Origin of the sequence: Paenibacillus algicola (assembly GCF_005577435.1) — a bacterium.
GTDB classification, from domain to species: Bacteria; Bacillota; Bacilli; order Paenibacillales; family Paenibacillaceae; genus Paenibacillus_AQ; species Paenibacillus_AQ algicola.
In genome coordinates this window covers 1,436,892-1,460,161 of sequence record NZ_CP040396.1, presented here as the reverse complement: position 1 = coordinate 1,460,161, position 23,270 = coordinate 1,436,892, and the positions used below count along the sequence as shown (strand labels likewise).

General features: G+C 52.4%; 20 protein-coding genes. 3 read left to right on the top strand and 17 right to left on the bottom strand.

Annotation, left to right across the window (positions count from 1 at the left end; all coding sequences use genetic code 11):
* Positions 1-129: 129 nt before the first annotated feature.
* Positions 130-1,329 (top strand): ROK family transcriptional regulator, encoded by a 1,200-nt coding sequence (locus tag E6C60_RS06515; RefSeq protein WP_138225113.1) that lies wholly within the window; start codon positions 130-132, stop codon positions 1,327-1,329.
* A gap of 119 nt (positions 1,330-1,448) precedes the next feature.
* On the opposite strand, the gene E6C60_RS06510 is transcribed toward E6C60_RS06515, so the two are convergent.
* From E6C60_RS06510 to E6C60_RS06470, 9 genes are all read right to left on the bottom strand, one after another.
* The gene (locus E6C60_RS06510; RefSeq protein WP_138225112.1) at positions 1,449-1,991 is read right to left on the bottom strand and encodes a PCYCGC motif-containing (lipo)protein; all 543 of its coding nucleotides are present in this window, start codon (positions 1,989-1,991) and stop codon (positions 1,449-1,451) included.
* A 42-nt stretch (positions 1,992-2,033) separates the two neighbouring features.
* Positions 2,034-2,396, bottom strand: a complete 363-nt coding sequence (crcB, locus tag E6C60_RS06505) for a fluoride efflux transporter CrcB (protein WP_138225111.1) — start codon at positions 2,394-2,396, stop codon at positions 2,034-2,036.
* Positions 2,393-2,815 (bottom strand): fluoride efflux transporter CrcB, encoded by a 423-nt coding sequence (crcB, locus tag E6C60_RS06500; RefSeq protein ID WP_233281169.1) that lies wholly within the window; start codon positions 2,813-2,815, stop codon positions 2,393-2,395. The genes crcB (E6C60_RS06505) and crcB (E6C60_RS06500) overlap by 4 nt, the downstream gene beginning before the upstream one ends.
* A gap of 1 nt (position 2,816) precedes the next feature.
* Positions 2,817-4,124 (bottom strand): replication-associated recombination protein A, encoded by a 1,308-nt coding sequence (locus tag E6C60_RS06495; RefSeq protein ID WP_138225110.1) that lies wholly within the window; start codon positions 4,122-4,124, stop codon positions 2,817-2,819.
* A gap of 55 nt (positions 4,125-4,179) precedes the next feature.
* Positions 4,180-6,366: a HelD family protein gene (locus E6C60_RS06490; RefSeq protein ID WP_138225109.1), complete on the bottom strand. Its 2,187-nt coding sequence runs from the start codon at positions 6,364-6,366 to the stop codon at positions 4,180-4,182.
* 199 nt (positions 6,367-6,565) lie between these two features.
* The gene (locus E6C60_RS06485) at positions 6,566-7,321 is read right to left on the bottom strand and encodes a tRNA threonylcarbamoyladenosine dehydratase (RefSeq protein WP_138225108.1); all 756 of its coding nucleotides are present in this window, start codon (positions 7,319-7,321) and stop codon (positions 6,566-6,568) included.
* A gap of 63 nt (positions 7,322-7,384) precedes the next feature.
* Positions 7,385-9,178 carry an aspartate--tRNA ligase gene (gene aspS, locus E6C60_RS06480; protein WP_138225107.1) on the bottom strand — a complete coding sequence of 598 codons (1,794 nt, stop codon included), beginning with the start codon at positions 9,176-9,178 and terminating at the stop codon, positions 7,385-7,387.
* A gap of 51 nt (positions 9,179-9,229) precedes the next feature.
* Positions 9,230-10,474, bottom strand: coding sequence for a histidine--tRNA ligase (gene hisS, locus E6C60_RS06475; RefSeq protein ID WP_138227664.1), 1,245 nt, complete (start codon positions 10,472-10,474; stop codon positions 9,230-9,232).
* Between the two features lie 673 nt (positions 10,475-11,147).
* On the bottom strand, positions 11,148-11,603 hold the full coding sequence (locus E6C60_RS06470; RefSeq protein WP_233281168.1) for a hypothetical protein: 456 nt from the start codon (positions 11,601-11,603) through the stop codon (positions 11,148-11,150).
* Between the two features lie 233 nt (positions 11,604-11,836).
* On the opposite strand from E6C60_RS06470, the gene E6C60_RS06465 reads away from it, so the two are divergent.
* The gene (locus E6C60_RS06465; protein ID WP_138225106.1) at positions 11,837-12,028 is read left to right on the top strand and encodes a hypothetical protein; all 192 of its coding nucleotides are present in this window, start codon (positions 11,837-11,839) and stop codon (positions 12,026-12,028) included.
* 166 nt (positions 12,029-12,194) lie between these two features.
* Here the strand turns inward: E6C60_RS06465 and dtd are convergent, their stop codons facing one another.
* Positions 12,195-12,638, bottom strand: coding sequence for a D-aminoacyl-tRNA deacylase (gene dtd / locus E6C60_RS06460; protein ID WP_138225105.1), 444 nt, complete (start codon positions 12,636-12,638; stop codon positions 12,195-12,197).
* Positions 12,639-12,658: 20 nt separating this feature from the next.
* A complete protein-coding gene (locus E6C60_RS06455) occupies positions 12,659-14,830 on the bottom strand; it encodes a RelA/SpoT family protein (RefSeq protein ID WP_138225104.1) in 2,172 nt (723 codons plus the stop codon).
* A 309-nt stretch (positions 14,831-15,139) separates the two neighbouring features.
* Here E6C60_RS06455 and uraA point away from each other — a divergent pair, with 309 nt between their 5' ends.
* Positions 15,140-16,459, top strand: coding sequence for a uracil permease (gene uraA, locus E6C60_RS06450; protein ID WP_138225103.1), 1,320 nt, complete (start codon positions 15,140-15,142; stop codon positions 16,457-16,459).
* Between the two features lie 72 nt (positions 16,460-16,531).
* On the opposite strand, the gene E6C60_RS06445 is transcribed toward uraA, so the two are convergent.
* From E6C60_RS06445 to E6C60_RS06420, 6 genes are all read right to left on the bottom strand, one after another.
* Positions 16,532-17,044: an adenine phosphoribosyltransferase gene (locus tag E6C60_RS06445; protein WP_138225102.1), complete on the bottom strand. Its 513-nt coding sequence runs from the start codon at positions 17,042-17,044 to the stop codon at positions 16,532-16,534.
* 43 nt (positions 17,045-17,087) lie between these two features.
* Positions 17,088-19,490, bottom strand: coding sequence for a single-stranded-DNA-specific exonuclease RecJ (gene recJ, locus E6C60_RS06440; protein WP_138227662.1), 2,403 nt, complete (start codon positions 19,488-19,490; stop codon positions 17,088-17,090).
* Positions 19,491-19,544: 54 nt separating this feature from the next.
* Positions 19,545-20,495, bottom strand: a complete 951-nt coding sequence (locus E6C60_RS06435; RefSeq protein WP_138225101.1) for a cation diffusion facilitator family transporter — start codon at positions 20,493-20,495, stop codon at positions 19,545-19,547.
* A gap of 146 nt (positions 20,496-20,641) precedes the next feature.
* The gene (gene secF / locus E6C60_RS06430; protein ID WP_138225100.1) at positions 20,642-21,550 is read right to left on the bottom strand and encodes a protein translocase subunit SecF; all 909 of its coding nucleotides are present in this window, start codon (positions 21,548-21,550) and stop codon (positions 20,642-20,644) included.
* Entirely contained in the window at positions 21,540-22,790 is a 1,251-nt protein-coding gene (secD, locus tag E6C60_RS06425) for a protein translocase subunit SecD (protein WP_138225099.1), read from the bottom strand. Before secD ends, secF begins: the two co-directional genes overlap by 11 nt.
* Positions 22,791-22,917: 127 nt before the next feature.
* Positions 22,918-23,178, bottom strand: coding sequence for a post-transcriptional regulator (locus E6C60_RS06420; RefSeq protein WP_138225098.1), 261 nt, complete (start codon positions 23,176-23,178; stop codon positions 22,918-22,920).
* Positions 23,179-23,270 lie beyond the last annotated feature (92 nt).

Sequence of the window (23,270 nt, the reverse complement as noted above, 5' to 3'; positions counted from 1 at the left end):
AGTAAGTTCATCAAATTTGTAGTTATTTAAACCACTTTATACATCTTTGGAAGAAAGACTTTTCTTGGAAAAAAAGGCCTGCTTTCGTTATAATCATACATAGAACTTCCACAAGGAGCCTAAATCGCTATGCAGACTGAAGATTTGTACACGCCATCATCCAAAATGCTCATATACTCCCTCATTGCAGAAGCCGGCTCCATCACCAAGGCTGAACTCCAGCACAAGACCCTGATCAAGAGCAGCACCCTGACCCGGCTGCTGGATGAAATGCTGGAGCAGCACTTGATCGAGGCTGCGGATCTTGGTCCCTCCCGGGGCGGCAGGCGTCCCATACTATACCGGATCACACCGGATTATGGATATATTTTTGGACTGGAGGTATCCCGGATTCACTCCTCTCTCGGCCTGTTCGATATGCAGCTGAATCCTAAATCCTTGATTCACTGGCATATGGATGAGGGCATGACACCGGAGCGGTTCAAGGAATATGTGCTGCGCCATATGCGGATGTTTCTTCGGGACCATCAGATCGCACCGGAACGCATCCAGGGACTCGGGATCGGGGCCGTTGGCCCATTGAACCGGTCTACAGGAACGATTTTGAATCCGCAATATTTCCCGGCAAGAGGCTGGAGTGATGTTCCGATCTGCCAATGGTTCCAAGAGGAAACCGGCTTTCGGACGATTCTGGAGAACGGGGTCAATTCAGCGCTCATTGGAGAGCAGTGGTCACTGCGGCATGAGAACATCCAGCACGTGCTGTATGTTCACGCCGGCGTCAGCCTCCGCTCTGCCATGATGTCTCATGGCCGCATCGTTCATGGGGCCATGGATATGGAGGATGCCATCGGACAAATGATTGTCCAGGCAGGCGGATTAAGGCTGAATAATACGGGGAATTATGGAGCGCTGGAAGCCTACGCTTCTATTGAAGCCATGGAGCAAAAGGCTCAGTCCGATGCCAAAATGGGTCGCGCTCTGTTCCGGCAGCAAAAGGAGCTGCCCCCGGAGCAGATTAATTTTGATGTGTTGATTCAGGCGCTGAAGGCCTCTGAGCCCTACGCGGTGGAGCTGTTCAGCCAGTCCGCATCCTATTTCGGCATCGGGCTTAGCAACCTGATTCATATATTCCAGCCGGAAAAGGTCATATTGGGAGGCGCCCTGATCCACTCCAATACGATGTACTACAATACGGCCATACAAATTGCGGCTGCCAACACTGGCTATAACGCACAGTACAAGCCGCAATTTACCAAGGGACAGCTGATGGAGGCTGCCTCTGTAACCGGCGCCGCGCTTCATTTAAGAAACTCCATTGAGCTGTAAGCTTCAGCCCCTCCACCCGCGACGGATCTGAGGTGCTGACAATCGTGTGCATAACAGAAAAGAGCTCCGGAAGGCGAGAATTCGCCCTTCGGAGCTCTTTTTACAATGATAGAAGACCGTTATGAGGCCGGCATCGGCATCGGCGTCGGAGTTGGCTTTGCATAGCCGTTCTCGTATTTGGCATCCACAGCCTCGCGAATCTCACTCAGGCTCTTCCCTTCGGATTTCAGCTTGGCGGATTCCACAGCAATATCCAGGCAGACGCCGCAGCGCGTACCATGATCATCCCACAGTATGCTGCCGTCTTCCCGTACCTCTTTAATGAAGCAGTTCAGATTGCTCTCGTGTCCCGCGCTTTCCCCGCAGCCGCAATAGCACGGGATGTACGGAAGCACATCTGTAATTTGGGCAGCGATGCTGTAGACAGCGCGAATGTCATTGCTCTTGCCGTCCAGAAAAGAAGGCAGCACCTCACCCGACGACGTCAACTCTTGAAGGTCTCCATTACTCAACTTGTGCTGAGAGCCGTGCTCCTGCAGATGATGGTCAGCCTCATGTTCCGCTGCATGCTCTCCCGCATGATCATCTTGAGCCCCGCCGTTGCCGCAGCCGCTAACCAGCAGGACCGCCGTCAGCAGCCATACAGCCCCTGATTTACGCATGATGATTCCCCCCTTTTACATTGTAAAAACCGGTATACCCCTTTACAGGATCAGTCGTGAAGCATAATACCCTGCCGCCGCACCTGACAGTCCCAAAATGAGCGTGACGGCCACGTAAAGCACAGCCAGCCGCCTCTTCTTCTGCATCATCAATGTCACCGTCTCATAGCCAAACGTGGAAAATGTAGTGAACGCTCCACAAAAGCCGATGCCCAGCAGGGCATACAGCTGCGGAGACAGCGCCTGCTCATTCGCGACAATGACGCCAAGCAGCATAGATCCCGACACATTTACGACGGTCGTGCCCCTAGGAAAGCCCTTGCCTGAATACCCGAGACGCAGCCCGGCCGCATATCGTGCTGCCGCACCGAGCATGCCTCCTACCGCAATATATAGCGCAATCATCGGCGATCCGCCTCCCTCAGAGGCGTGCTCTTTCTTCCCAGCCAGAGGCCTCCCCAGGATAGCAAGAGTCCGCCTATAAGACTACAGGCGATATAGGCTAGTGCAGACAAGTGCTGTCCACTCTCTAGGAGTCGAAGTAACTGAACACTAAAGGTGGACATGGTTGTGAAAGCCCCCACTAAACCGGTTCCCAGCAGCAGCGTGGCCTCTGCCGGAAGCTTCACAGCAGCTGCGCCGCCGCCCAGCAGCCAGCCCAGCAGGAGGCACCCCGCCAGATTCACAAGCAGGATGCCCAGCGGAAAGCCGGAGGCGGGTGCAGGAATTGCGGCATCCAGACCAGATCTGGCGAGCGCCCCTGCGGCCCCGCCGACAGCGACGAGAAGTATATTTTTGCCCTTGCCCGGAATAGAGCCCGTCACGTTATTCTCCTTGGCGCAGGCGCTGATTGTGAGCAATCTTCTGCTCGCTTCCCTGCTCCGTTGCCCGGTAAAACACTTTGTTCTGGAGCTCCCTCGGGAGATACTCCTGCTTCACGTAGTGACCGGGATAGTCATGGGGATAACGATATCCCTCATGCCCGAGCTTCACGGCACCCTTGTAGTGGGTATCCCGCAAATGCAGCGGCACCTCCGCGGAGGAAACCTGCTCTATTGAAGCCATGGCCGAATGGATCGCGGTATATACGGCATTGGACTTCGGGCTTTCCACGCAAAAAAGAATCGCCTGGGCAATATTCAGCTTGGCCTCCGGCCAGCCGTTATTGCGGTAGGCCTCCAGTGCGCTCACGGCCTGAACCATCGCCTGGGGATTCGCCAGGCCAATATCCTCGCTGCTCGCTGCAATCAGCCTGCGAATAAAAGTCATGGGATCCATCCCAAGCTTCTCTACCGCATATAAGAACCAGAAGAGCGCCGCATCACTGGAGCCGCGAATGCTTTTGTGAAAGGCAGACAAGACGTCGTACTGGGTAGATTCGTCCGCCTTTACAATCGGGCGCCGGATGGATTCCTCAGCTACGGCCAGAGTAACATGCACAGTTCCGGTGGCGTCCGGCGGTGTGGTCATGGCTGCTAGCTCCAGCGCATTCAAGGCTCTGCGGATATCTCCGTTCGCCATAGCTGATATATGAGCCAGTGCGTCATCATCTGCCACAAGGTCCATAAATCCCAATCCGCGTTCGTTGTCCTTCAGGGCCCGGTGCATGGCCTCCAGTGCATGCTCCTTCGTAAGCGGCTGCAGCTGGAACAAGGTGGACCGGCTCATCAAGGCTCCGTTAACATAATGAAACGGATTCTCTGTCGTCGCCCCGATAAAAATAATCGTCCCCTTCTCTACAGCAGGCAGCAGCGCGTCCTGACGGGCGCTGTTAAAGCGATGTACCTCATCCAGGAATAAAATGGTCTTGCTGCCGTACAGGGAGCGATTATTCTGGGCCTGCTCAATCACCTCTCTGACGTCCTTGACGGAGGCGTCCACAGCGTTTAATCGGACGAACGTCCCTTGGGTATGCCGGGAAATGATATGCGCCAATGTGGTTTTACCGCAGCCCGGAGGTCCGTACAGCAAGATGGACGAGACCTGATCCCCTTCCACAGCCCGGCGCAGCAGCTTGCCCGGTCCTATAATATGCTCTTGACCTATATATTCATCGAGGCTTTGAGGACGCATCCGATCGGCCAGCAGCCGTGCGGCCGCGTCCTCCTCCCGCCCAATGGAGAACAAATCCATGCGAACACTTCCTTTTGTACATCGTTGAGGTCATGCTGCATCTATCATAACACACTTACAGCGCTTCTAGCTCTGCCGGCCAGCCCTTCTCTCCAGCCGCTGATCCCAGGTATGCCGGCAGCTCTTCCTCATACATCAGCCATAGCTCATGCAGAGCACGCGTGCAGCCCACGTACATCAATCGGGCATCCCATTGCTTCTCCGGATAATGCCGTCGATCAGCATCCGCCAGGATGACGGCATCGAATTCCAGCCCTTTGGAGAGATACACCGGAAGAATGGATAAGCCGCCGTGATAGGTCCCTTCGCTTCCGTCGATCAGGTTGAGGTCACGCCATTCTGCTGCCAGCGCAGCATGAAGTGCTCTTGCCTCCTGCAAGGTACGGGTCAGAATGGATACGGTCCGGTAGCTCCCTTTTTGACTTAAATGCCGCAACGCCCGCGCCAGCTCCTCTACTCGGCTGCTGGATCCCGGATTTCCATAAGGAATGAGCCGCACAGGATCTCCGCTTCGAAATACAGGCACCGCCAGGAGGGGACTGTGAACCCCTTTGTCCAGAATCATATTTCCGAACTCGATAATTTCCATCGTAGAACGGTAGCTTCGAGTGAGCGCAAAATATGCCTGATGCTCCTCGTCAAACCAGGAGCTCATTTCTTCCCAGGCATGCACGCCCTTATAGCCGTGAATGCCTTGCGATAAATCTCCCAAAATGGTGAAGGAATGGCCTTGCACAAATTGGTCCAGTAACGCGACTTGAAACGGCGAGAAATCCTGCGCTTCATCAATGACTACATGATGAAAACGCTGCTCTCCTTCGATCTCATGAAGCAGGGTATGAATGTACACCAGCGGCGCCAGATCCTCCTCCCGCAGGAGCCCTTTTTTCAAATCCTTGCGCGCCACAGAGCAAGTGGCCTCCGGGATGCTGCTGGTCATATCCGCTTCCCAGAATGGAGCCTTTGTCGCCCCGAAAATTTGCTTATACAGATTTAGCGGCTCCAGTTTCGGCCATTGGTTGGCATAGGACTTCTCTCTCTGCGAGGCTTTCTTCTTCCGCTCTTTGAGGGCGGCCGGCGATGGCGATTTCTTCAGCTCCATTTCTACCCAGCGATGCATTCTTGCAAGCACTCTTTCCTTGCGCTTCGCGAGCGGATACGGCTTATATTCAGCCTCATACCACTCGCGTATGGTTTCCTTACGGAGCAGGGCCCCTTCCCACGGTACGAAATCCATGTCCGGCAGCGCCGCATGCTCCAGCTGCTCTATACAGCGCTGAATCAGCTTCATGAACGAGATCGAGCCTTTGTACCGTCCACTGATCTCATCACTCAGCTCCCGCGTGCCTTTCCCTGGCTCGGTTTCAAACCAGTAGGCCAAGGTATCTGCACCTTCCTGCTCCGTCAGCGACATATCCAGCAGCTCTTGCGCCCAGCTGGTAAATGTTCGCTGCTGAATATCTCCAACGCCAAGCTCTGGCAGCACCTCTGAAATATAGTCCAGAAACATACGGTTTGGCGCGAAAATAATCATTTTGTCTGCGGACACCTGCTCCTTATACTGATACAGCAAAAAAGCAAGCCGATGCAGCGCCACGGTCGTCTTCCCGCTGCCCGCCACGCCCTGGATAATCAGAGCCGTGTTCTTGGCGGCACGGATAATCTTGTCCTGCTCGGCCTGAATCGTTGATACGATATCCCGCAGCTTGTTATCCTTGTTCTCCCCCAGACGGTAGACGAGAAATTCATCCGTGACGGCAGGCCCGCCCCCTCCGCGCTGATAGGTGTCAGATACTCGTTCCAGAATCTGCTTGCGAATCATGACGTTGCGTTTCAGATACACCAAGCCTTCGATCAGCCCCTCTGGAGCTTCATAAGAAGCAGGCTCGTCTCCACCGGTAAAGGAGTAGAACAGGCTCGCCACAGGAGCCCGCCAGTCAATGACCACGGGATATTCCCCGGCCTCCTCCCGGTCAAAGCCCGTCTTGCCTATGTATAATGCATATTGCTGCTCTTTGCCGTTCTCATGGAAATCAAGCCGGCCAAAATAGGGCTGAACTTGGCTCTTGGCAAGCGACTGCCTCCGTTCCTCCCGGCCGGCCTCCAGCAGCTGCTCTGTAAAATCATGTCCCGTATACACAGGCACACTGCGCAGCCGTTCCAGCTGCTGCTCAATTTCATGAAGAGTTTTATTTAAATGCCGCTCTTCTTCTTGATAGGCACTTTGAAAAGCATCCGTCACCTTCAGTTACCTCCTAAGAATCTCAAATGTATCCTGAATTGTATCATGTATCATGAATCCTGATCAGGAAAAGAACACTCATTGTAGCACATGGACTTCACCGCGACAAACTTTTTTAGAACGGAGTAAAAGACAAGAAACAGGCGCCGGAAGTCCGCATTGACACCTGCGGTCTTCTAACGCCTGCAATCCTGTGATGCTATGTTGAAATTCCAGCCTTCTCCAGCAGCTCCCGCACAGCTACCGACACCATAATCAGGCCGGCAACCGGGGGAACAAATGCGTTGCTCGCCGGAGGCTGCTTTGCTTTGCGGATTTCCGGAGCATTCTCCGGCACAATCTTGTCGGTTACATCCTTCCGCGGCTTCATCGGCTCTTCCAGGGAGAAGACCACCTTGACGCCCTTCTTAATCCCGTCCTTCCGAAGCTTGGTACGGATCACTCGTGCAATGGGATCCATCGACGTTTTGGAGATGTCGGCCACCTGGAACTTGGTCGGATCCATCTTATTGGCTGCGCCCATGCTCGAAATGATCGGAATGCTGCGCTTCAGGCACTCCTTGATCAAATGAATCTTGTACATGATCGTATCTGATGCATCCAGGACATAATCCAGATCATATTTGAACAGCTCTTCATACGTCTCATCCGTATAGAACATATTCAGCGCAATTGCTTCGCACTCCGGATTGATCAGCTTCACCCGCTCCACCATCAAGTCGGCCTTCTTCTGTCCGACGGTCGAGGTCAGTGCATGAATCTGGCGGTTGATATTGGTAATGTCCACGACATCCTTGTCGATCAGAATAATGCGGCCTACGCCCGTGCGCGCCAGAGCTTCGACGGCAATCGAGCCGACACCGCCGATGCCAAGCACAGCTACCGTGCTGTTCTTCATCGTCTCCAGCCCTTCCGGGCCAATCGCAAGCTCGGTGCGCGAAAATTGATGCAGCATGGATTTGTTCCTCCTTCTTACATATGGTTAGAGCGTTGTATCTTCACAACGGGCAGCGCAATACTATCCGTTGCTTTCTTTCTTCTCTTCTACCGGCTTCTTGGCCAGCTTAATGTGCAGCTGCTCCAGCTGACCTCCATCCACCTCGGACGGAGAATCCATCAGCAGATCGGTTGCGTTCGCGGTTTTCGGGAACGCAATCGTCTCACGCAGGTTCGTACGTCCAGCCAACAGCATAACAAGCCGGTCAAAGCCGAAAGCAATGCCGCCATGCGGCGGTGTGCCGTATTCAAACGCATCCAGCAGGAATCCGAACTTCTCGTAAGCTTCCTCGGGAGACAAGCCGAGGGCTGCAAACATTTTTTCCTGAACGTCACGCTTGTAGATCCGCATGGAGCCGCCGCCAACCTCATAGCCGTTCAGAACCAGGTCATACGCCTGTGCACGAACACTGAGCGGGTCGCTCTCTAGACGCTCGACATCCTCATCATTAGGACGAGTGAACGGATGATGCTCTGCTACATAGCGCTTCTGCTCTTCATCGTAGCTTAGCAGCGGGAAGTCCAGCACCCAGGCAAATTTGAATTCTTTATCGTTGATCAAGCCCAGCTGACGGCCAATTCGCAGACGCAGTGCGCCCAGAACATCCGCAACGACCTTTTTCGTGTCCGCCGAGAACAACAGCAAATCGCCTTCTTCCGCGCCAGTGCGCTCCTTCACCGCTTCAATCTCTTCGGGGGTAAAGAATTTCACGATCGGCCCCTTGAATTCGCCTTCCTTCACTTGAATCCAGGCCAGGCCCTTCGCACCGTAGCGGGCAGCAAATGGTCCAAGGTCATCAATTTCCTTACGTGTCCATGTACCGCAGCCTTTGGCGTTCAGGCACTTTACTTCGCCGCCTTTTTCGATCACAGAAGCGAACACCTTCACACCGCTGTCAGCTACGATATCATTCATTTCAATCAGTTCCATGCCAAAGCGCAGATCCGGCTTGTCCGAGCCGTATTTGCCCATCGCGTCCGCATGGCTGATGCGCTGGAACGGAGTCGCCAGCTCAACGCCAATCGTTTCCTTAAACAGGCGTACCATCAGCTGCTCCATCATCGACAGCAGGTCATCGCGCTCCATGAAGGAAGTCTCGATGTCGACCTGTGTGAACTCCGGCTGACGGTCAGCACGAAGATCCTCATCCCGGAAGCAGCGGGCGATCTGGTAATAACGCTCCAGGCCGCTGACCATCAGCAGCTGCTTGTAAATCTGCGGGGACTGCGGAAGTGCAAAGAACTCCCCTGCATGCACGCGGCTTGGCACCAGATAATCCCGCGCGCCTTCTGGCGTGCTTTTGGTCAGGATCGGCGTTTCGACATCTGCAAACCCTTCTCCATCCAGGAAGTCGCGGAAAATCTTCGACGCCTTGGAACGAAGCATGAGCGTCTGCTGCATTTCCGGCCGGCGCAGATCGAGGTAACGGTACTTCAAGCGCAGCTGCTCGTCCACCTCAACACCGTCTTCGATAAAGAACGGAGGAGTTTTGGCGGCGTTCAGCACTTCAATCTCGGTAACCTGAACCTCAATTTCACCTGTAGCCAGGTTCTTGTTTACGGTTTCCGGATCACGCTGAACGACTTTACCGGTTACTGCCAGTACGTACTCACTGCGAACCTTGTCAGCCACAGCCAGCGCTTCGCCGGAGAAATCCGGATTGAATACCACCTGCATAATTCCGCTGCGGTCGCGCAGATCAATGAACAATACGCCCCCCAGGTCACGGCGGGTTTGTACCCAGCCGTTCAGTGTTACCGTCTCTCCGATATTTGCAGCCGTCAGCTGACCGCAATGATGCGTCCTTTTTAACATGATTTCATCTACCCCTCTTCATATATTTAAAGCCATTATGGCCGGGTTAACCTAACCGAGCTCTCTATGCAGCTCATCAAGCCTTACCGTCCGCTGCTCTCCGGTTTCCATCGATTTCAGGGCAATCTCGCCTTTGGCCAGCTCATCGTCCCCCAAAATCGCCGTATAGCGCGCCTGCAGACGGTCTGCTGATTTCATCTGCGCCTTCATCTTGCGTCCCTGGTAATCCCGCTCTGCGGAAATGCCGGCACTGCGGAGCTGGAAAATGATCTTCGTAATTTCCTTCTCCGCCGCTTCTCCAAGCGCTACAAGATACACATCCAGCGGTTTAACCGCATTCAGCTCAATGCTCTGATGCTCAAGGATCAGCATAATCCGCTCCAGCCCGATGCCAAATCCGATACCGGTCTGATCCGGACCGCCGATCTGTTCCACCAGTCCATTGTAACGGCCGCCGCCGCCCACCGTATCAATCGCACCAATTCCCTGTGCTTTGAATTCAAACGCGGTATGGGTGTAGTAGTCCAGGCCGCGCACCATTCTCGGGTTGACCTCGTAGTTGACCTCCATCGCATCCAGATAAGCCTTCACCTGTTCAAAATGCTGACTGCAGGCTTCATCCAGACTCTCCAGAATGGAAGGGGCTCCGTCAAACTTGTCCTGATCCTTCTTGCAGTCCAGCACCCGCAGCGGATTGCGGTCCATGCGGGATTGACAGTCACTGCACAGCTGATCCTTCATCGGCGTCAGGAAGGACAGCAGGCGCTCCCGGTAAGCCGCCCTTATTTCCGGTGTGCCCACGGAGTTGATTTCTACCTTGACACCGGACAGCCCCAGCTCCTTCGTAAACGAGTAGCCCAGAGCAATAACCTCCGCATCAATAGACGGGTCCGCAGCTCCGAACACCTCGATGCCGAACTGGTGAAACTGGCGGTATCGGCCGGCCTGCGGACGCTCGTAGCGGAACATCGGCGCAATGTAATACAGCTTTGTGACATCGGGCTCGCCATACAGCTTGTTCTGAACGTACGCGCGAACGACACCAGCCGTGCCTTCCGGACGCAGGGTCATGCTACGGTCTCCCTTATCCTTGAAGGTATACATTTCCTTCTCTACAATATCCGTCGTTTCACCTACGCCGCGCTCGAACAGCTCGGTCTGCTCGAACAGGGGTGTGCGGATCTCCCGAAAATTGTACCGCTGACAGAGGTCTCTTGCTTTGCCCTCCACGAACTGCCATTTCTCGACTGTACCCGGCAGCAGATCCTGGGTTCCGGTCGGATTCTTGAACTTCATCTCCGCCATGTTTCATATCCTCCAATTCATCTTTCTGTTCTCAAGAAATCAAAAAATCCCCCGCCCCGTTGTAACACACAACAACAGGGACGAGAGATTGTCATCAATTAAATCACCCGTGGTACCACCCACATTCCGAAAAATCCCTCATACCGCGTCTGGATTCTTCGCTCATCCGGATAACGCCCGGCCTGCGCAGAGCGGCTACTCTTGCTTGCAGCAAGCATTTCGCCGTCTGTTCTCGGGGAAGTCATTCGTCCATTCATCACGGAAATCCTTGCAGCCTGGAGGGATTTCTCTCTGATCGTGTGGGGATGGATTACTTGGTCCCGTCATCAAATCATTATGACATACAACCCTGTTCTCTACAGTGTTGCCTAAACATTATATTTTAAGATTGTAATGAACCGCCACGTTAAAGTCAAGAAATTCCTGACGAAATGAATCGACAGAGGTTGCAAAAGCTCAAAAAAAAAACCTGCGATCTCATATCGCAGGTCCAAAAGAGTATATTAAAAGGGGGTCATGCTGTTATTATAAACCGCATATATTATCAGAACATGTAACTCATATTACAGTTATATTACAGTGGTGAAAACGCTGCTATATTATAAGGATATCATGAAGGACAGCAAAAAAGCCGCCATTGCTGGCGGCTTTATTCCAAAGCATACTATTCGTTCTCAAATTTCTCGATGAAAGCGTGGTTGGAGCGCAGCTTGTGCACGATCTGATCATAATCAGCATCGCTGACCTTTGCTGTCAGCACATATCTAAGCTCATCGAAATCAACGTCATCCAGATCAGCCTCACGGTAATCGTCTGCATGTCCGTCCTTATCGCCCACAGGAGCATCCTCACGGTCACGATCCTCAGGCACACCCTGTACGTTTACAGCCGCACCCGCGCCTGCCGTATATCCGCCAGCGTAGCCTGTTCCAGTTGTGTTGCTGCCGGCGTTAGAAGTACCGAATGGAATTAACGGCACCAGGATATCAACCCGGCGTCCCACTGTTTCTTGCAGCTCACTGACTTCAAGCTGATCGGTCTTGTAGGTTAAAAGCGTTGTTTTAGCGCTTTCTGCTTCGTCTTCAGATCTGAAATAGGCTTGGAGATGCTTGGACATCATAAATTCCTCCTTTAGGATCAACTAGGATTATCGCTGTGATTGTAACGCTTTCCTTGCTTCCTATTACCCGCATCCCTCCATTTTCTAACATGACAATGCATCCCCGAAGGATGAAAAAGAGCTATTCCACAAGATCATTTTCGCGTATGAACGTTCCTGCCCTCGCTGTTTCTCCAAATTTCATCCTTAACGATCAGATAATATAAATAAACCGCTCTCGGGTTAGATGGGAAGTGACTAAGCCACCATCTAAAAAAGAGCGGTTTTATTTCTTCATTACATATACCGTGGATCAGCTTGATCCGCCGTTTGCTGCTTCAGGGATGACTGGCTGTTTACCTTCGGATCAACAGGTCTTTCCCGCTTGCTCGTTGATCCGGGCCGCCGGGCTGGGCGGGGGCATGCAGCAGGCGATGTATGTGTAAAGCCTCGTGCATACCGGATGTCATCCCTAAAGCTGACTGCTTGCTACGCAGAAATTGAGGTGAATGCCGCATGAGATGCTCCTTTTTACATAAAAGTGCTTCTACACAGCATGCCCCTATCTTCCCCGCACTATACCTACTGCTGCAGATGCTTCCAAGACTCATCTTAACTGCGACTGTCTAAGATCAGCGTCACCGGTCCCCAATTCGTAAGGGACACATCCATATCCGCTCCAAAAATTCCGGTTTCCACGCTAAGCCCTCTGCTTCTGAGCTCAGCATTAAACAGCTCGTACAGCTTCTGCGCCGCCTCCGGCCTCGCAGCCGCCATAAAGCTGGGCCGCTTGCCTTTTCGGGAGTCACCATACAATGTAAACTGAGACACCGACAGAATGGAGCCGCCCATATCCTGCACACTCAGGTTCATTTTGTGATCATCGTCCTCAAAAATCCGCAGTCCTGCTACCTTTTCCGCCAAATAAACGGCATCCTTTGTCTCATCCTCATGGGTAACACCCACGAGCACCATGAGTCCCTGCCCGATTTCGCCGGTAACCTGTTCACCGACAACGACCCGGGCATGCTTGCATCTTTGAATGACAACCTTCATGCCTGTTCCCCCTGGCCAAGTCACTGCATAATCCGATGAACGGTGTACACATCCTTCACACGCTTAATCCGCTCCACCACCGATTGAAGATGGTCCGTGTTGCGAATCAGAATAGTCATATGAATCATGGCCATCTTGTTCTTGTCCGATCGGCCGGTCACTGCTGAAATATTTGTCTTGCTCTCAGATACTGCCTGCAGTACTTCATTTAGCAGACCATTGCGGTCATGTCCCGTAACTTCAATATCTACGCTGTAGCTAGCTTCCACCGTTGATTCCCACTCGACCTCAATCACACGTGCCGCATCTTCCCCATCACCAGTAGCAGGAATGTTCGAGCAGTCTGCCCGGTGCACAGATACCCCGCGACCGCGCGTCACATAGCCGATGATTTCATCGCCTGGCACCGGGTTGCAGCACCTGGCAAAGCGCACCAGTAAATTGTCAATGCCTTTAACCGTAACGCCATTGGTAGGACGGCTGCGCTTCTCGGGCGCCTTGATCTCCTTCATCTCGGAGGTCAGCCCGATCTGGTTCGCCTCCTCCTGCTCCTTGCGAAGCTTCTCTGTGAGCTTGGTTGTAATCTGGGCGGCTGTAATGCCTCCAAATCCGACGGCAGACAGCATGTCTTCGATATCGTTAAAGGCAAACTTTCTCGCCGCATCCATCAGCTTGTCATCACTCAGAAATTCAGAAGCCTCCAGACCCTGCCGTTTCATTTCCCGTTCCAGCAGGTCCCGGCCCTTTTCAACATTTTCTTCGCGCTTCTCTTTCTTGAACCATTGCTTGATCTTACTCTTGGCGTGGGAGGACTGGGCAATCTTCAGCCAATCCTGGCTCGGGCCATAAGAGTGCTTCGAGGTTAAAATCTCAACAATATCGCCGGTCTTCAGCTGATGATCCAGCGGGACAATTCTGCCATTCACCTTCGCCCCGATCGTCCGGTTTCCAACCTCGGTATGAATGCGGTACGCAAAGTCCAGCGGAACGGAGCCAGCAGGCAGCTCAATGACCTCCCCTTTAGGCGTAAACACAAAGACGAGATCTGAGAAAAAGTCCATTTTGAGTGATTCGACAAACTCCGAAGCATCCTTCGCCTCATGCTGAAGCTCCAGAATCTCGCGGAAGAACGTAATTTTGTTATCAAAATTAGCCGCCGCCGAGCCTTCCTTATATGCCCAGTGAGCCGCGATCCCGAACTCTGCGGTACGATGCATTTCCAGCGTCCGAATCTGTACCTCTGTCGGCTCTCCGTTCGGACCCACTACGGTGGTGTGCAGAGACTGGTACATATTCGCTTTCGGCATGGCGATATAATCTTTAAAGCGCCCCGGCATTGGCTTCCACAGCGTGTGAATAATGCCCAGGGTTGCATAGCAGTCCTTGATGTTGTCTACGATAATCCGGATGGCCAGCAGATCATAAATTTCATTAAACTGCTTGTTCTTGACGGACATCTTGTTAAACACACTATAGATATGCTTCGGACGACCCGACAGGTCCGCCTGAATTCCCATTTCATCCAGCTTCTCCGCAATCCGTTCAATGACATTGTCGATGAACTGCTCCCGTTCAGCCCGCTTCTTGTGCATCAGATTGGCAATCCGGTAATACTGCTGAGGATTCAAGTAGCGGAGCGCAATATCTTCCATTTCCCATTTAATAGCGGATATCCCGAGACGATGAGCAATAGGACAGAAAATCTCCAGGGTCTCATGCGAGATTCTCCGCTGGCTTTCCTCCGACTGGTATTTCAGCGTGCGCATATTGTGCAGCCGGTCCGCCAGCTTGATAACAATCACGCGAATGTCCCGAGCCATGGCTATGAACATTTTGCGATAGTTTTCATTTTGCTGCTCTTCCTTGGAGCCGAATTTAATTCGCTCCAGCTTCGTCAGTCCATCCACCAGCATCGCACAGGTCTCGCCGAACCTCGACCGGATCTCCTCGAGCGATACAGTCGTGTCCTCAACGACATCATGAAGCAGGGCAGCAATAATAGACAACGTGTCCATCTGCATGTTGACGACGATGTCTGCTACCGCAAGCGGATGTAAAATATACGGTTCTCCCGATTTGCGAATCTGCCCGTGATGAGCCTGCTCTGCAAATTCAAAAGCTTCCTGAATTCGAAGAAGATCGGGTTCTTTAATATAGGCGCCTGCCTTTTCAAGTAATCGCTCTATGCCCATTGAGAAGTCCTTTCTGATTGCGACGATGACTTTCTATATAAAACGAAAACCCGCCCAAGTCAAAACGCGCAGGTTGTTCTTCCGTGATGATTTTCCTTCCATTATGACGCTTTGTGCCGTATACGTCAACACTAGCAGCCAGGTACATTCAGGGCGTCACAGCCCTTTATGATCCATATCATGACAAACCTATCATGAATTGGAGCAGATATGAAAATTGTGATTGAAAAAACGAACATTTCTATATAATCTAGATAAGATCATAAAGAAATGAAGCTATGGTTAAACAGATCTTGAGGAGGAATTGGTTTGCAACGCGAAATTCAAGTAGATGAGAAACTGCCCTTCGGACCCGGCTTTCTGCTGAGCCTTCAGCATTTATTCGCCATGTTCGGAAGTACAGTGCTCGTCCCGAACATCTTTGGCGTCGATCCGGGTATGATACTTCTAATGAACGGAATCGGCACCCTGATTTATATTCTGTTATGTAAAGGAAAAATACCGGCGTATCTGGGCTCAAGCTTCGCCTTTATTGCTCCGGTCAGTCTGGTGCTGATGGGAGATCCAGGTGCCAACTATGGCAAAGCGCTCGGAGCCTTTATCATTACAGGTGTGATCTTCTGCGTAATTGCGCTGATCGTTAAATATGCCGGCACCGGATGGATTGATTTCGTCTTCCCTCCTGCGGTTATGGGAGCAATCATCGCCATGATCGGTTTGGAGCTCGTTCCGGTGGCAGCGAATATGGCGGGGCTGTTGCCCCCGTCGAACCCGGTAGAGGCGGAAGGGTGGAGCATGAATCCTGAGGTCGTTACCGTCTCGATGGTGACCCTTGGCGTGACCGTGCTGGGTTCTGTGCTGTTCCGGGGCTTCCCCAAGATCATTCATATTCTCATCGGGATTGCATCAGGCTATGCGCTTTCCTTCTACCTGGGACTTGTAGAGACTGATAAAATTTCCGAGGCTGCGTTCTTTACCGCGCCTACGTTGACGACGCCAGAGTGGGATATAGCAGCTATTTTTACCATTATTCCGGTTTCGATCGTCGTGATTGTAGAGCATATCGGTCACCTGCTGGTTACGAGCAACATTGTGGGCAAGGATCTGTCGAAGAATCCCGGGCTTCACCGCTCCCTGCTGGGCAACGGTATTTCAACCATTCTGTCCGGCTTCGTCGGATCGACGCCAAACACCACGTACGGGGAGAACATCGGCGTAATGGCCTTGACCAAGGTATATTCCGTTCGTGTCATTGGCGGCGCGGCTGTCATTGCGATCGTGCTGTCCTTCTCAGGCACCTTCTCTGCCATCATCGCCAACATTCCACCTGCAGTGATGGGCGGCGTCTCCTTACTGCTGTTCGGCGTCATCGCAGCCTCCGGTCTTCGGATATTTGTCGAGAAGAAGGTCGATTTCTCTAGAGCCAGCAATATGATTCTTGCCACGCTTGTCCTCGTTGTCGGCATCAGCGGAGTAACCGTGCGATTTGGCGATGTTGAGCTGAAGGGCATGGCACTATCCACCATTGTAGGTATGCTGCTTGCAATCCTGTTCCGCCTGTTTGATATTCTCGGCCTCTCGAATGAGAAGCCAGAGGAGCAGCCGCTCCCGGAAAAAGTAACCGAATAAATCTAAAGGACCCCGGACTGCAGCGCAGCTCGGGGTCCTTCGTTATTTCCCGGGAAACTCCCGGTCCAGGTTCTAGTAGTTCATGAGCGTGTAGACATCAATGTCTGGAAGCTTGTCACGTCCATTCAGATCTGACAGCTCAATCATAAAAGCAGCTCCTACGACGTTTCCACCCAACTGACGAACCAGGTTCACTGAAGTCGAAATCGTTCCGCCGGTAGCAAGCAGATCATCGGCGATAAGGACGTTCTGCCCTTTCTCGACGGCATCGATATGCATGGCAAGCTGGTCTTTTCCGTATTCCAGATCATAGCCTACTTCAATCGTTTCGTAAGGCAGCTTTCCGCTCTTACGGATCGGCGCAAAACCGACCCCCAGTGCATAAGCCAGCGGCGCACCGACAACAAATCCCCGGGCTTCCGGACCTGCAATAACATCAATGTGCAGATGCTCTACCATTTTTTTCAGCTCATCAATCGCTTGCTTGTATACGCCGCCGTGCTTTAACAGGGTCGTAATGTCCTTAAAGCTGATTCCCTCGTGGGGAAAGTCAGGTATAACGCGAATGTAATCCTTGAAATCCAATACAATCTCCTCCTGTATCTCAGTTCTAATGGCTTGTCTTTACCTAAGATGCGCCTGCTGTACGGCTGTACATCCAGTGTCTCACTTGATCAGCGCTTCCGAATTTCATGTACTGCTCCATCTCGGCCAGACGGGTCAAGGATCTGAAGTGAGCCGAGGCTTCCAGCGGCTTCTTCTCCGGCTTGGGCACGAAATAAATATGTCCCTCCGACACCTGAATAAATGCCAGCTCCTCAAACACCTTCAATACCTGAGATAGCATGGCGTCCGACAGAGCAGAGTGTTTCTTCATTGAAGCCACGACATCTTTGCTGGAAGCAGGACGAGAACCCAAGCCGGCTAATACGGCATAGAGCGTTTTGAACTGCTCTCGGGTCGGCACCTGAAGCCGCTCCTGCGGGTCCCGAGCCGAATGCAGCAACACGATGTTGGGAACATCCCGGAATGCCGCCAGCAATGAATCCAGCTCATCTAAAGAATCCGGTAAATCCACCATGAACATGACCGATAGATCCTCCAGGCGGCTCTCTTTCGCCAGAGAGCTGCCTGGACGAAATCCGGCTGTTCTATCATATACCCAAAGGGATAGATTAGACAATTCCTCTTTCACTTCTGACAGCCGGCTTTCTTTCATAACCACCGCACAGCGGGGCTCCGGACAGCGAAGCTCTCTTTCCCATTGTGCCCGAAAGCGCTGCAGCTCTCGAATCGGTTCTGCCGTATTCCGCAGATCAAATACCTGCTTCTGCGGGACAGCCAGATCCTGAATCAAAAGCTGCGGTTTTCGGCTGCCGTTCCATTCGTTGACTGACATTTCTCCCAGAACACTGATTGAGGTTCCAGAGGGAAGCACGTCAGCGAGATGGCCGTAGCCGAAGCCAACAGCTTCAAGTACGCCTTGTTCCTGCTGCAATCGAAGGCGGAGATGCCGGCTTTCCTTGCCCATTTTTCGGGCCTCGATGACCGTAACCTCCCGAAAAACCATCTTAGGAACCGTATTGGACATACCATAGGGACCCAACAGCTCCAGCTCGTCCAGACCCGCCAAAGTAATCTCACGGATGGAGCATTCCAGATCCGCCTGCTGTACGGGAATCAGGTGATCGTCAGTCAGTACCTGCTTCGCAAAGCTCCATAGCCCTTCCTCCAGCATTGGCAGCCGGTCCCGGTGCAAACTCATGCCGGCTGCTGCGGGATGACCTCCGAAATGCTCCAGGACATCCTTGCAGTGATGCAGCGCCTCATAAATATCCAAGCCCGGGATCGAACGGGCGGAGCCCTTACACTGGCCGGATTCAGGATCAATCCCCAGCACAATGACCGGACGATAAAACTTCTCCAGCAGCCTGGAGGCTACAATGCCGACGACACCTTCGTTCCAGCCTTCACCTGCAACGACAAGCACCGGCGGGAGCTGTTCCGGGCTAAATCTGGATTGAATCAGCCCCAGCGCTTCATCAGCGATGTTATCTACCGTCTGCTGACGCTTTTTATTCAAAGCATCGAGCTCCCAGGCCAGTCGCTCTGCGTCTTCACGGTTTGAGGTCGTCAGCAGGGTTACTGCCTTGCCAGCATGATCCATCCGGCCGGCGGCATTAATGCGAGGAGCCACCGAAAAGGCGATATGAACCGATGTCACCTGAGGAACATCAATGCCGCTCACCGACAGCAAGGAACGAAGACCTTCATAGCGCGTCGTCCGCATGGATTCCAAACCTTGTCGTACCAGCATCCGGTTTTCCTCCAGCAATGGCATTAAATCTGCAATTGTACCGATGGCAACAATCTGAAGCCATTCCTCCGGCGGGTCCTCTACCAGAGCCTGTGCCAGCTTGTATGCTACGCCTACTCCCGCAAGGCCCTTGAAAGGATAGCGACAGTGTGGCAGCTTGGGGTTAATCAATGCGTAAGCGTCTGGCAGCACCTCTGGAGGCTCATGATGGTCAGTGACAATAACATCTATACCAAGGCGGTTTGCATATGCAATCTGCTCTACGGCACTAATTCCGGTATCTACTGTAATGATCAGGGATACTCCCTGCTGGTATGCCCAATCAATCGCATGATTATGAAGACCATAGCCCTCGTTCGAACGATGCGGGATATATATATCATAGGATGCCTCGAGATGGCGCATAAGCTGAATCATCAGCGTAGTGCTGGACACGCCGTCTGCATCATAATCCCCGTAGATGAGAATATGCTCCTGCTCCTGAAGTGCTTTTCTTATTCGAGGCACAGCCTGCTCCATCCCATGCAATAGCATAGGATCATGGCTGTGCTGCGCTGAGCCATGCAGAAACTGCTCTGCAGCTTCTATGCTCTCGATCCCGCGGACCGCCATCAATGAAGCGGTCAGCGGAGAGATGGACAGTTCCTCGGCCAGCCTTCGGGCTGCTTCTTGATTCGGCGGGGGCACCCGCCATTCATACTTGGGGTACAGCACGATTGTCTTCACCTTTCTTCCCTGCCTGCTTTATGCTTTCACAGCGGATGTTATTTATTGCGGCAATGTCGGCAGGTTATTATCATTTAAGTCCATATTCGATTTATAAGGATATCCCGTTTCGTAAGGTGCCGTGATCATCTGGATCTTGGTAACCTGGGGAAACCGCTGCTGAAGCAGCCGCGACGCACGATCGGCAATTTCATGTGCCTCAATCACTGTAATTAAAGGATTCACGCTGACCTTGACCTCCAGCTGGATCTGAGCTGATCCCAGAGGCTGCACCTTTAGCTCCTCTACGGTAATGACGCCATACACGCGTTGGATGGTCTCTACATAGTCCATCCCGTGATCTTCACATAAAGCATCCACCAGGATGTCCTCTTTATATATCGCCTCTCTAAGCAGCTTCAAGCCTCTCCAAATGACAAGAGCATAGACCATCAAAGACGCTGCCAGATCACAATACAGCAAGACAGGGACCTCGCCGTACTCCCCTGCCAAGGTCAGGCCCGCACCCGCAATAACAAGGAGTGAGGAATAAATGCCTGTCCGATGATTCCGGGTATGAGCCTGCAGCAGCGGGCTGTTGGCCTTGCTTCTGCCGGCATGATAGCGAAAGACCGCTTCATTGAGGAGCAGCGCTGCCAGCACAATAATAAGCGTGAAGCTGTCCGGAGCTTCAGGGCTGCCGCTCCATAGCTGTCCTACACGATTGTAGACCATGAAGAGCGCTAATGTAATCAAGACAAGTGGAATCAGAAGCATTGTCACTTCATAAGACTGCATGCGTTTCCCTGCACGGTTTCCCTTGGACCGCGCTCCCTCCTCGACGCCGGTTTTCCATAGCGTTACTCCCTGAGCCGCCGTATGCAGACTATCTGCCATGAGCGCCAGGCTGCCCAGGAACATTCCCGCTGCTCCTTTAACCAGAGCGAGGGTAAAGTCACAAGCTACAGCCACGCTCACCGCTTTGCTGCCGCGCTGCACCTGAACATTGTTCACCTAAGGCCCCTCCTTGGATATACTTTTGCCTTGGTATTTACCAGCCGGTAACTTAGAAAGCCGCGTCGCCTGCGACACGGCTTTCTGTCTTATGGTATTGAGCTTTACAGAGTTGACTACGCCTTCAGCTTCAGAAGGAGAAATATCTAGACCTCCGAGGTGGAAGGCTTTGGTGCTTTGGGCTTGTTCACATTCTTCCCTTTCAGCAGCAGCCACAGCGGACTCGCAATGAAAATGGAAGAATAAGCACCGAACAAGAGACCAATCACGATCGCGAGCGAGAACATGCGGATCGACTCTCCGCCCATCATGAGCATGAGCAATGCCGCAATCAGCACGGTCAGGGCCGTGTAAATGGAGCGCTTGAACGTCTGCGCCACACTTTTATTGACCAGGTCCACCAGATCGCTGTGTTTCTTGATTTTGGCGAACCTCAGATTCTCGCGAATCCGGTCAAAGATCACGATGGTATCGTTAATGGAGTAACCGATAATGGTCAGGACCGCGATAATGAAGGTGACATCCACCTCCAGCCGCAGAATGGAGAATACGCTGACCACAACAAAAGCATCATGGAGCAATGCAACAATTGCCGCTACAGCAAAGCGCCATTCAAAGCGGATGCTGACATAGATAATGATCCCGATACACGACAGCAGCACCGCATAAATCGCATTTCGGCCCAGCTCTCTGGCCATCTCCGGATCAACCGTGTTAACCTCAAAGGAAGCACTGGCGTCCAGCTGTAGAATGCCTGCTTTCAAAGCAGCATCCTGCTGCTCTGACAGTACGTCACTAAAGCGGATATTAATACGGTCTGAACCCGGTGTAATCGTCGTCTGATCACCGACATCAAGTCCATCCACGATCGGCTGCAGCTGTGCCTCGGTGAGGGTTTTCTCTGTCGTCACATCCACGTTCGAGCCGGAACGGAAATCAACGCCGTAATTCAAGTTGAATACGGACAGGAAGATCAGGCCCGCCACGGTCAGTGCAATGGAAAACATATAAAAATATCGGCTTAACCGTACAAAATCAAAATTTTCAAAGCGCACGTATCTCACTCTCCTTTACACCAAACTGGCCCGGCTTGCTTGCCCAGCCTATTTTGACTAGGAGGTTCAGCAGGAAGCGGGAGAAGTATACGTTCGTAGCAATACTCACAATAATTTCAAGAATGAGCACAATCGCAAAGCCCTTTACGGATCCTGTGCCGAAGGCAAACATCACGGCAGCCACGATAATCGTAGTCACGTTGGAATCGATAATGGTGCGGAAGGAGGATTTGCCGCCAGCCTTAACAGCGGAGGAAATACTCTTGCCACTTCGCATTTCTTCACGAATCCGTTCAAAAGTAATAATGTTGGCATCCACTGCCATCCCGATCCCGAGAATAAAGGCTGCAATGCCGGGCAGCGTCAGCGTAAAATCCGCCAGCACGAAGATAAGAATGAGCAGCCAGGTATGGACAATGAGCGCAAAGCTGGCGATCAGTCCCGGAATCCGGTAAATGATAACCATGAACAGCAGAATAATCGCGGAAGCGATCAAGCCGGCTTGGAGCGTCTTGTTCAGAGATTCCATTCCTAGGGTTGCCCCCACGCTTTGGGAATACCTCTCGGTCAGCTTCAGCGGCAAGGCACCCAGGTTAACAGTGTCGCGAAGCTGCTGAGCCTCTTCTCTTGATTCTGATCCGGTAATCATAGCATTGCCGTCGGTCAGCACAGCTTGTACCGTTGGAGCAGACAGCAAGGTGTCATCCAAATAAATCGCCAGCTGATTTCCAAGCAGCCGCTGCGTAATCTCAGCAAATTTAGCCTTGTCCTTGACTTGAATATTCACGACAGGCTGATTCAGGCCGTCTACGCCGATCGAAGCTGCATTTTCCACAAAATCGTCGCCGCGAAGCTCAATTTTGCAAAATTCCTCGCCTTCAGCGCAGCCGTCATTACTGCGGAACGTCAAATTAGCCGGTTCCTTCATCGTCTTGCGAATCTCTTCCTCGTTCGCCACTCCCGGAACCTTTAGGCGAATCCGGTTGCTTCCCTCCGTCGTAATCTCCGGCTCCGTCGTGCCTATTGCGTCTGCACGCTTCTGCAGGCTCTTGGCGGTTTCCTGGAGAGATTCGGGAGTTACTTCCTGCCCCTCTGCCAATGGCTCTGCTTCGTACAGGATTTCAAAGCCGCCCTTAAGATCCAGACCCAATCGGACGTCTTGAACCAATCCCGGACTCGTGAATATCATGATTCCGGTAACCACGAGCACGGTAGCGATGAAACTGATGATTCTTTTCATGCCGTCCCTAGTTCCCCCTTTTGTCTCAATATTCCTATTATAGCCATGCGCCAAAACTCAGTCAATTTATCAAAATTTGTCGCAAGCCTCGCCGCCGGCCTCTCGTCACAGCAAAGAGACCTGCCTCTCAGTATTGAAAAGGAGATCCCTTATATGCGGCAATGGTCATATAATTCATCAGCGCTGTCGCCTTTAGCGACAAGACGTCATTCACCAGCTTATGCAGCGGCGGGATACCGGTCTTCTCATATTTACTGCTGACACAGCGCCAGATATCATCAGCCGTCACCTGCTCATACCCGATCAATCGCATTTCTTCGGCTTTGCTTTCGCAAATCATATTTAGGGCTTGTACCCATTCCTCGTTCTCAAACGGCTCCTTATCCATACCGGCTCAGCCCCCTTGTTCATGTTGTAATACCTTAACACATTCGACTGCCAGTAAGGGATTCCTTCTTTTTCTCACCTCTGTCCTTTCAA

Coding starts and splice junctions, on each gene's coding strand:
- E6C60_RS06515 (WP_138225113.1), top strand. CDS start 130: ATGCAGACTGAAGATTTGTACACGCCATCATCCAAAATGCTCATATAC.
- E6C60_RS06510 (WP_138225112.1), bottom strand. CDS start 1,991: ATGCGTAAATCAGGGGCTGTATGGCTGCTGACGGCGGTCCTGCTGGTT.
- crcB (WP_138225111.1), bottom strand. CDS start 2,396: ATGATTGCGCTATATATTGCGGTAGGAGGCATGCTCGGTGCGGCAGCA.
- E6C60_RS06495 (WP_138225110.1), bottom strand. CDS start 4,124: ATGGATTTGTTCTCCATTGGGCGGGAGGAGGACGCGGCCGCACGGCTG.
- E6C60_RS06485 (WP_138225108.1), bottom strand. CDS start 7,321: ATGCTGCATCAATTTTCGCGCACCGAGCTTGCGATTGGCCCGGAAGGG.
- aspS (WP_138225107.1), bottom strand. CDS start 9,178: ATGTTAAAAAGGACGCATCATTGCGGTCAGCTGACGGCTGCAAATATC.
- hisS (WP_138227664.1), bottom strand. CDS start 10,474: ATGAAGTTCAAGAATCCGACCGGAACCCAGGATCTGCTGCCGGGTACA.
- E6C60_RS06470 (WP_233281168.1), bottom strand. CDS start 11,603: ATGATGTCCAAGCATCTCCAAGCCTATTTCAGATCTGAAGACGAAGCA.
- dtd (WP_138225105.1), bottom strand. CDS start 12,638: ATGAAGGTTGTCATTCAAAGATGCAAGCATGCCCGGGTCGTTGTCGGT.
- E6C60_RS06455 (WP_138225104.1), bottom strand. CDS start 14,830: ATGGGCATAGAGCGATTACTTGAAAAGGCAGGCGCCTATATTAAAGAA.
- secD (WP_138225099.1), bottom strand. CDS start 22,790: ATGAAAAGAATCATCAGTTTCATCGCTACCGTGCTCGTGGTTACCGGA.
- E6C60_RS06420 (WP_138225098.1), bottom strand. CDS start 23,178: ATGGATAAGGAGCCGTTTGAGAACGAGGAATGGGTACAAGCCCTAAAT.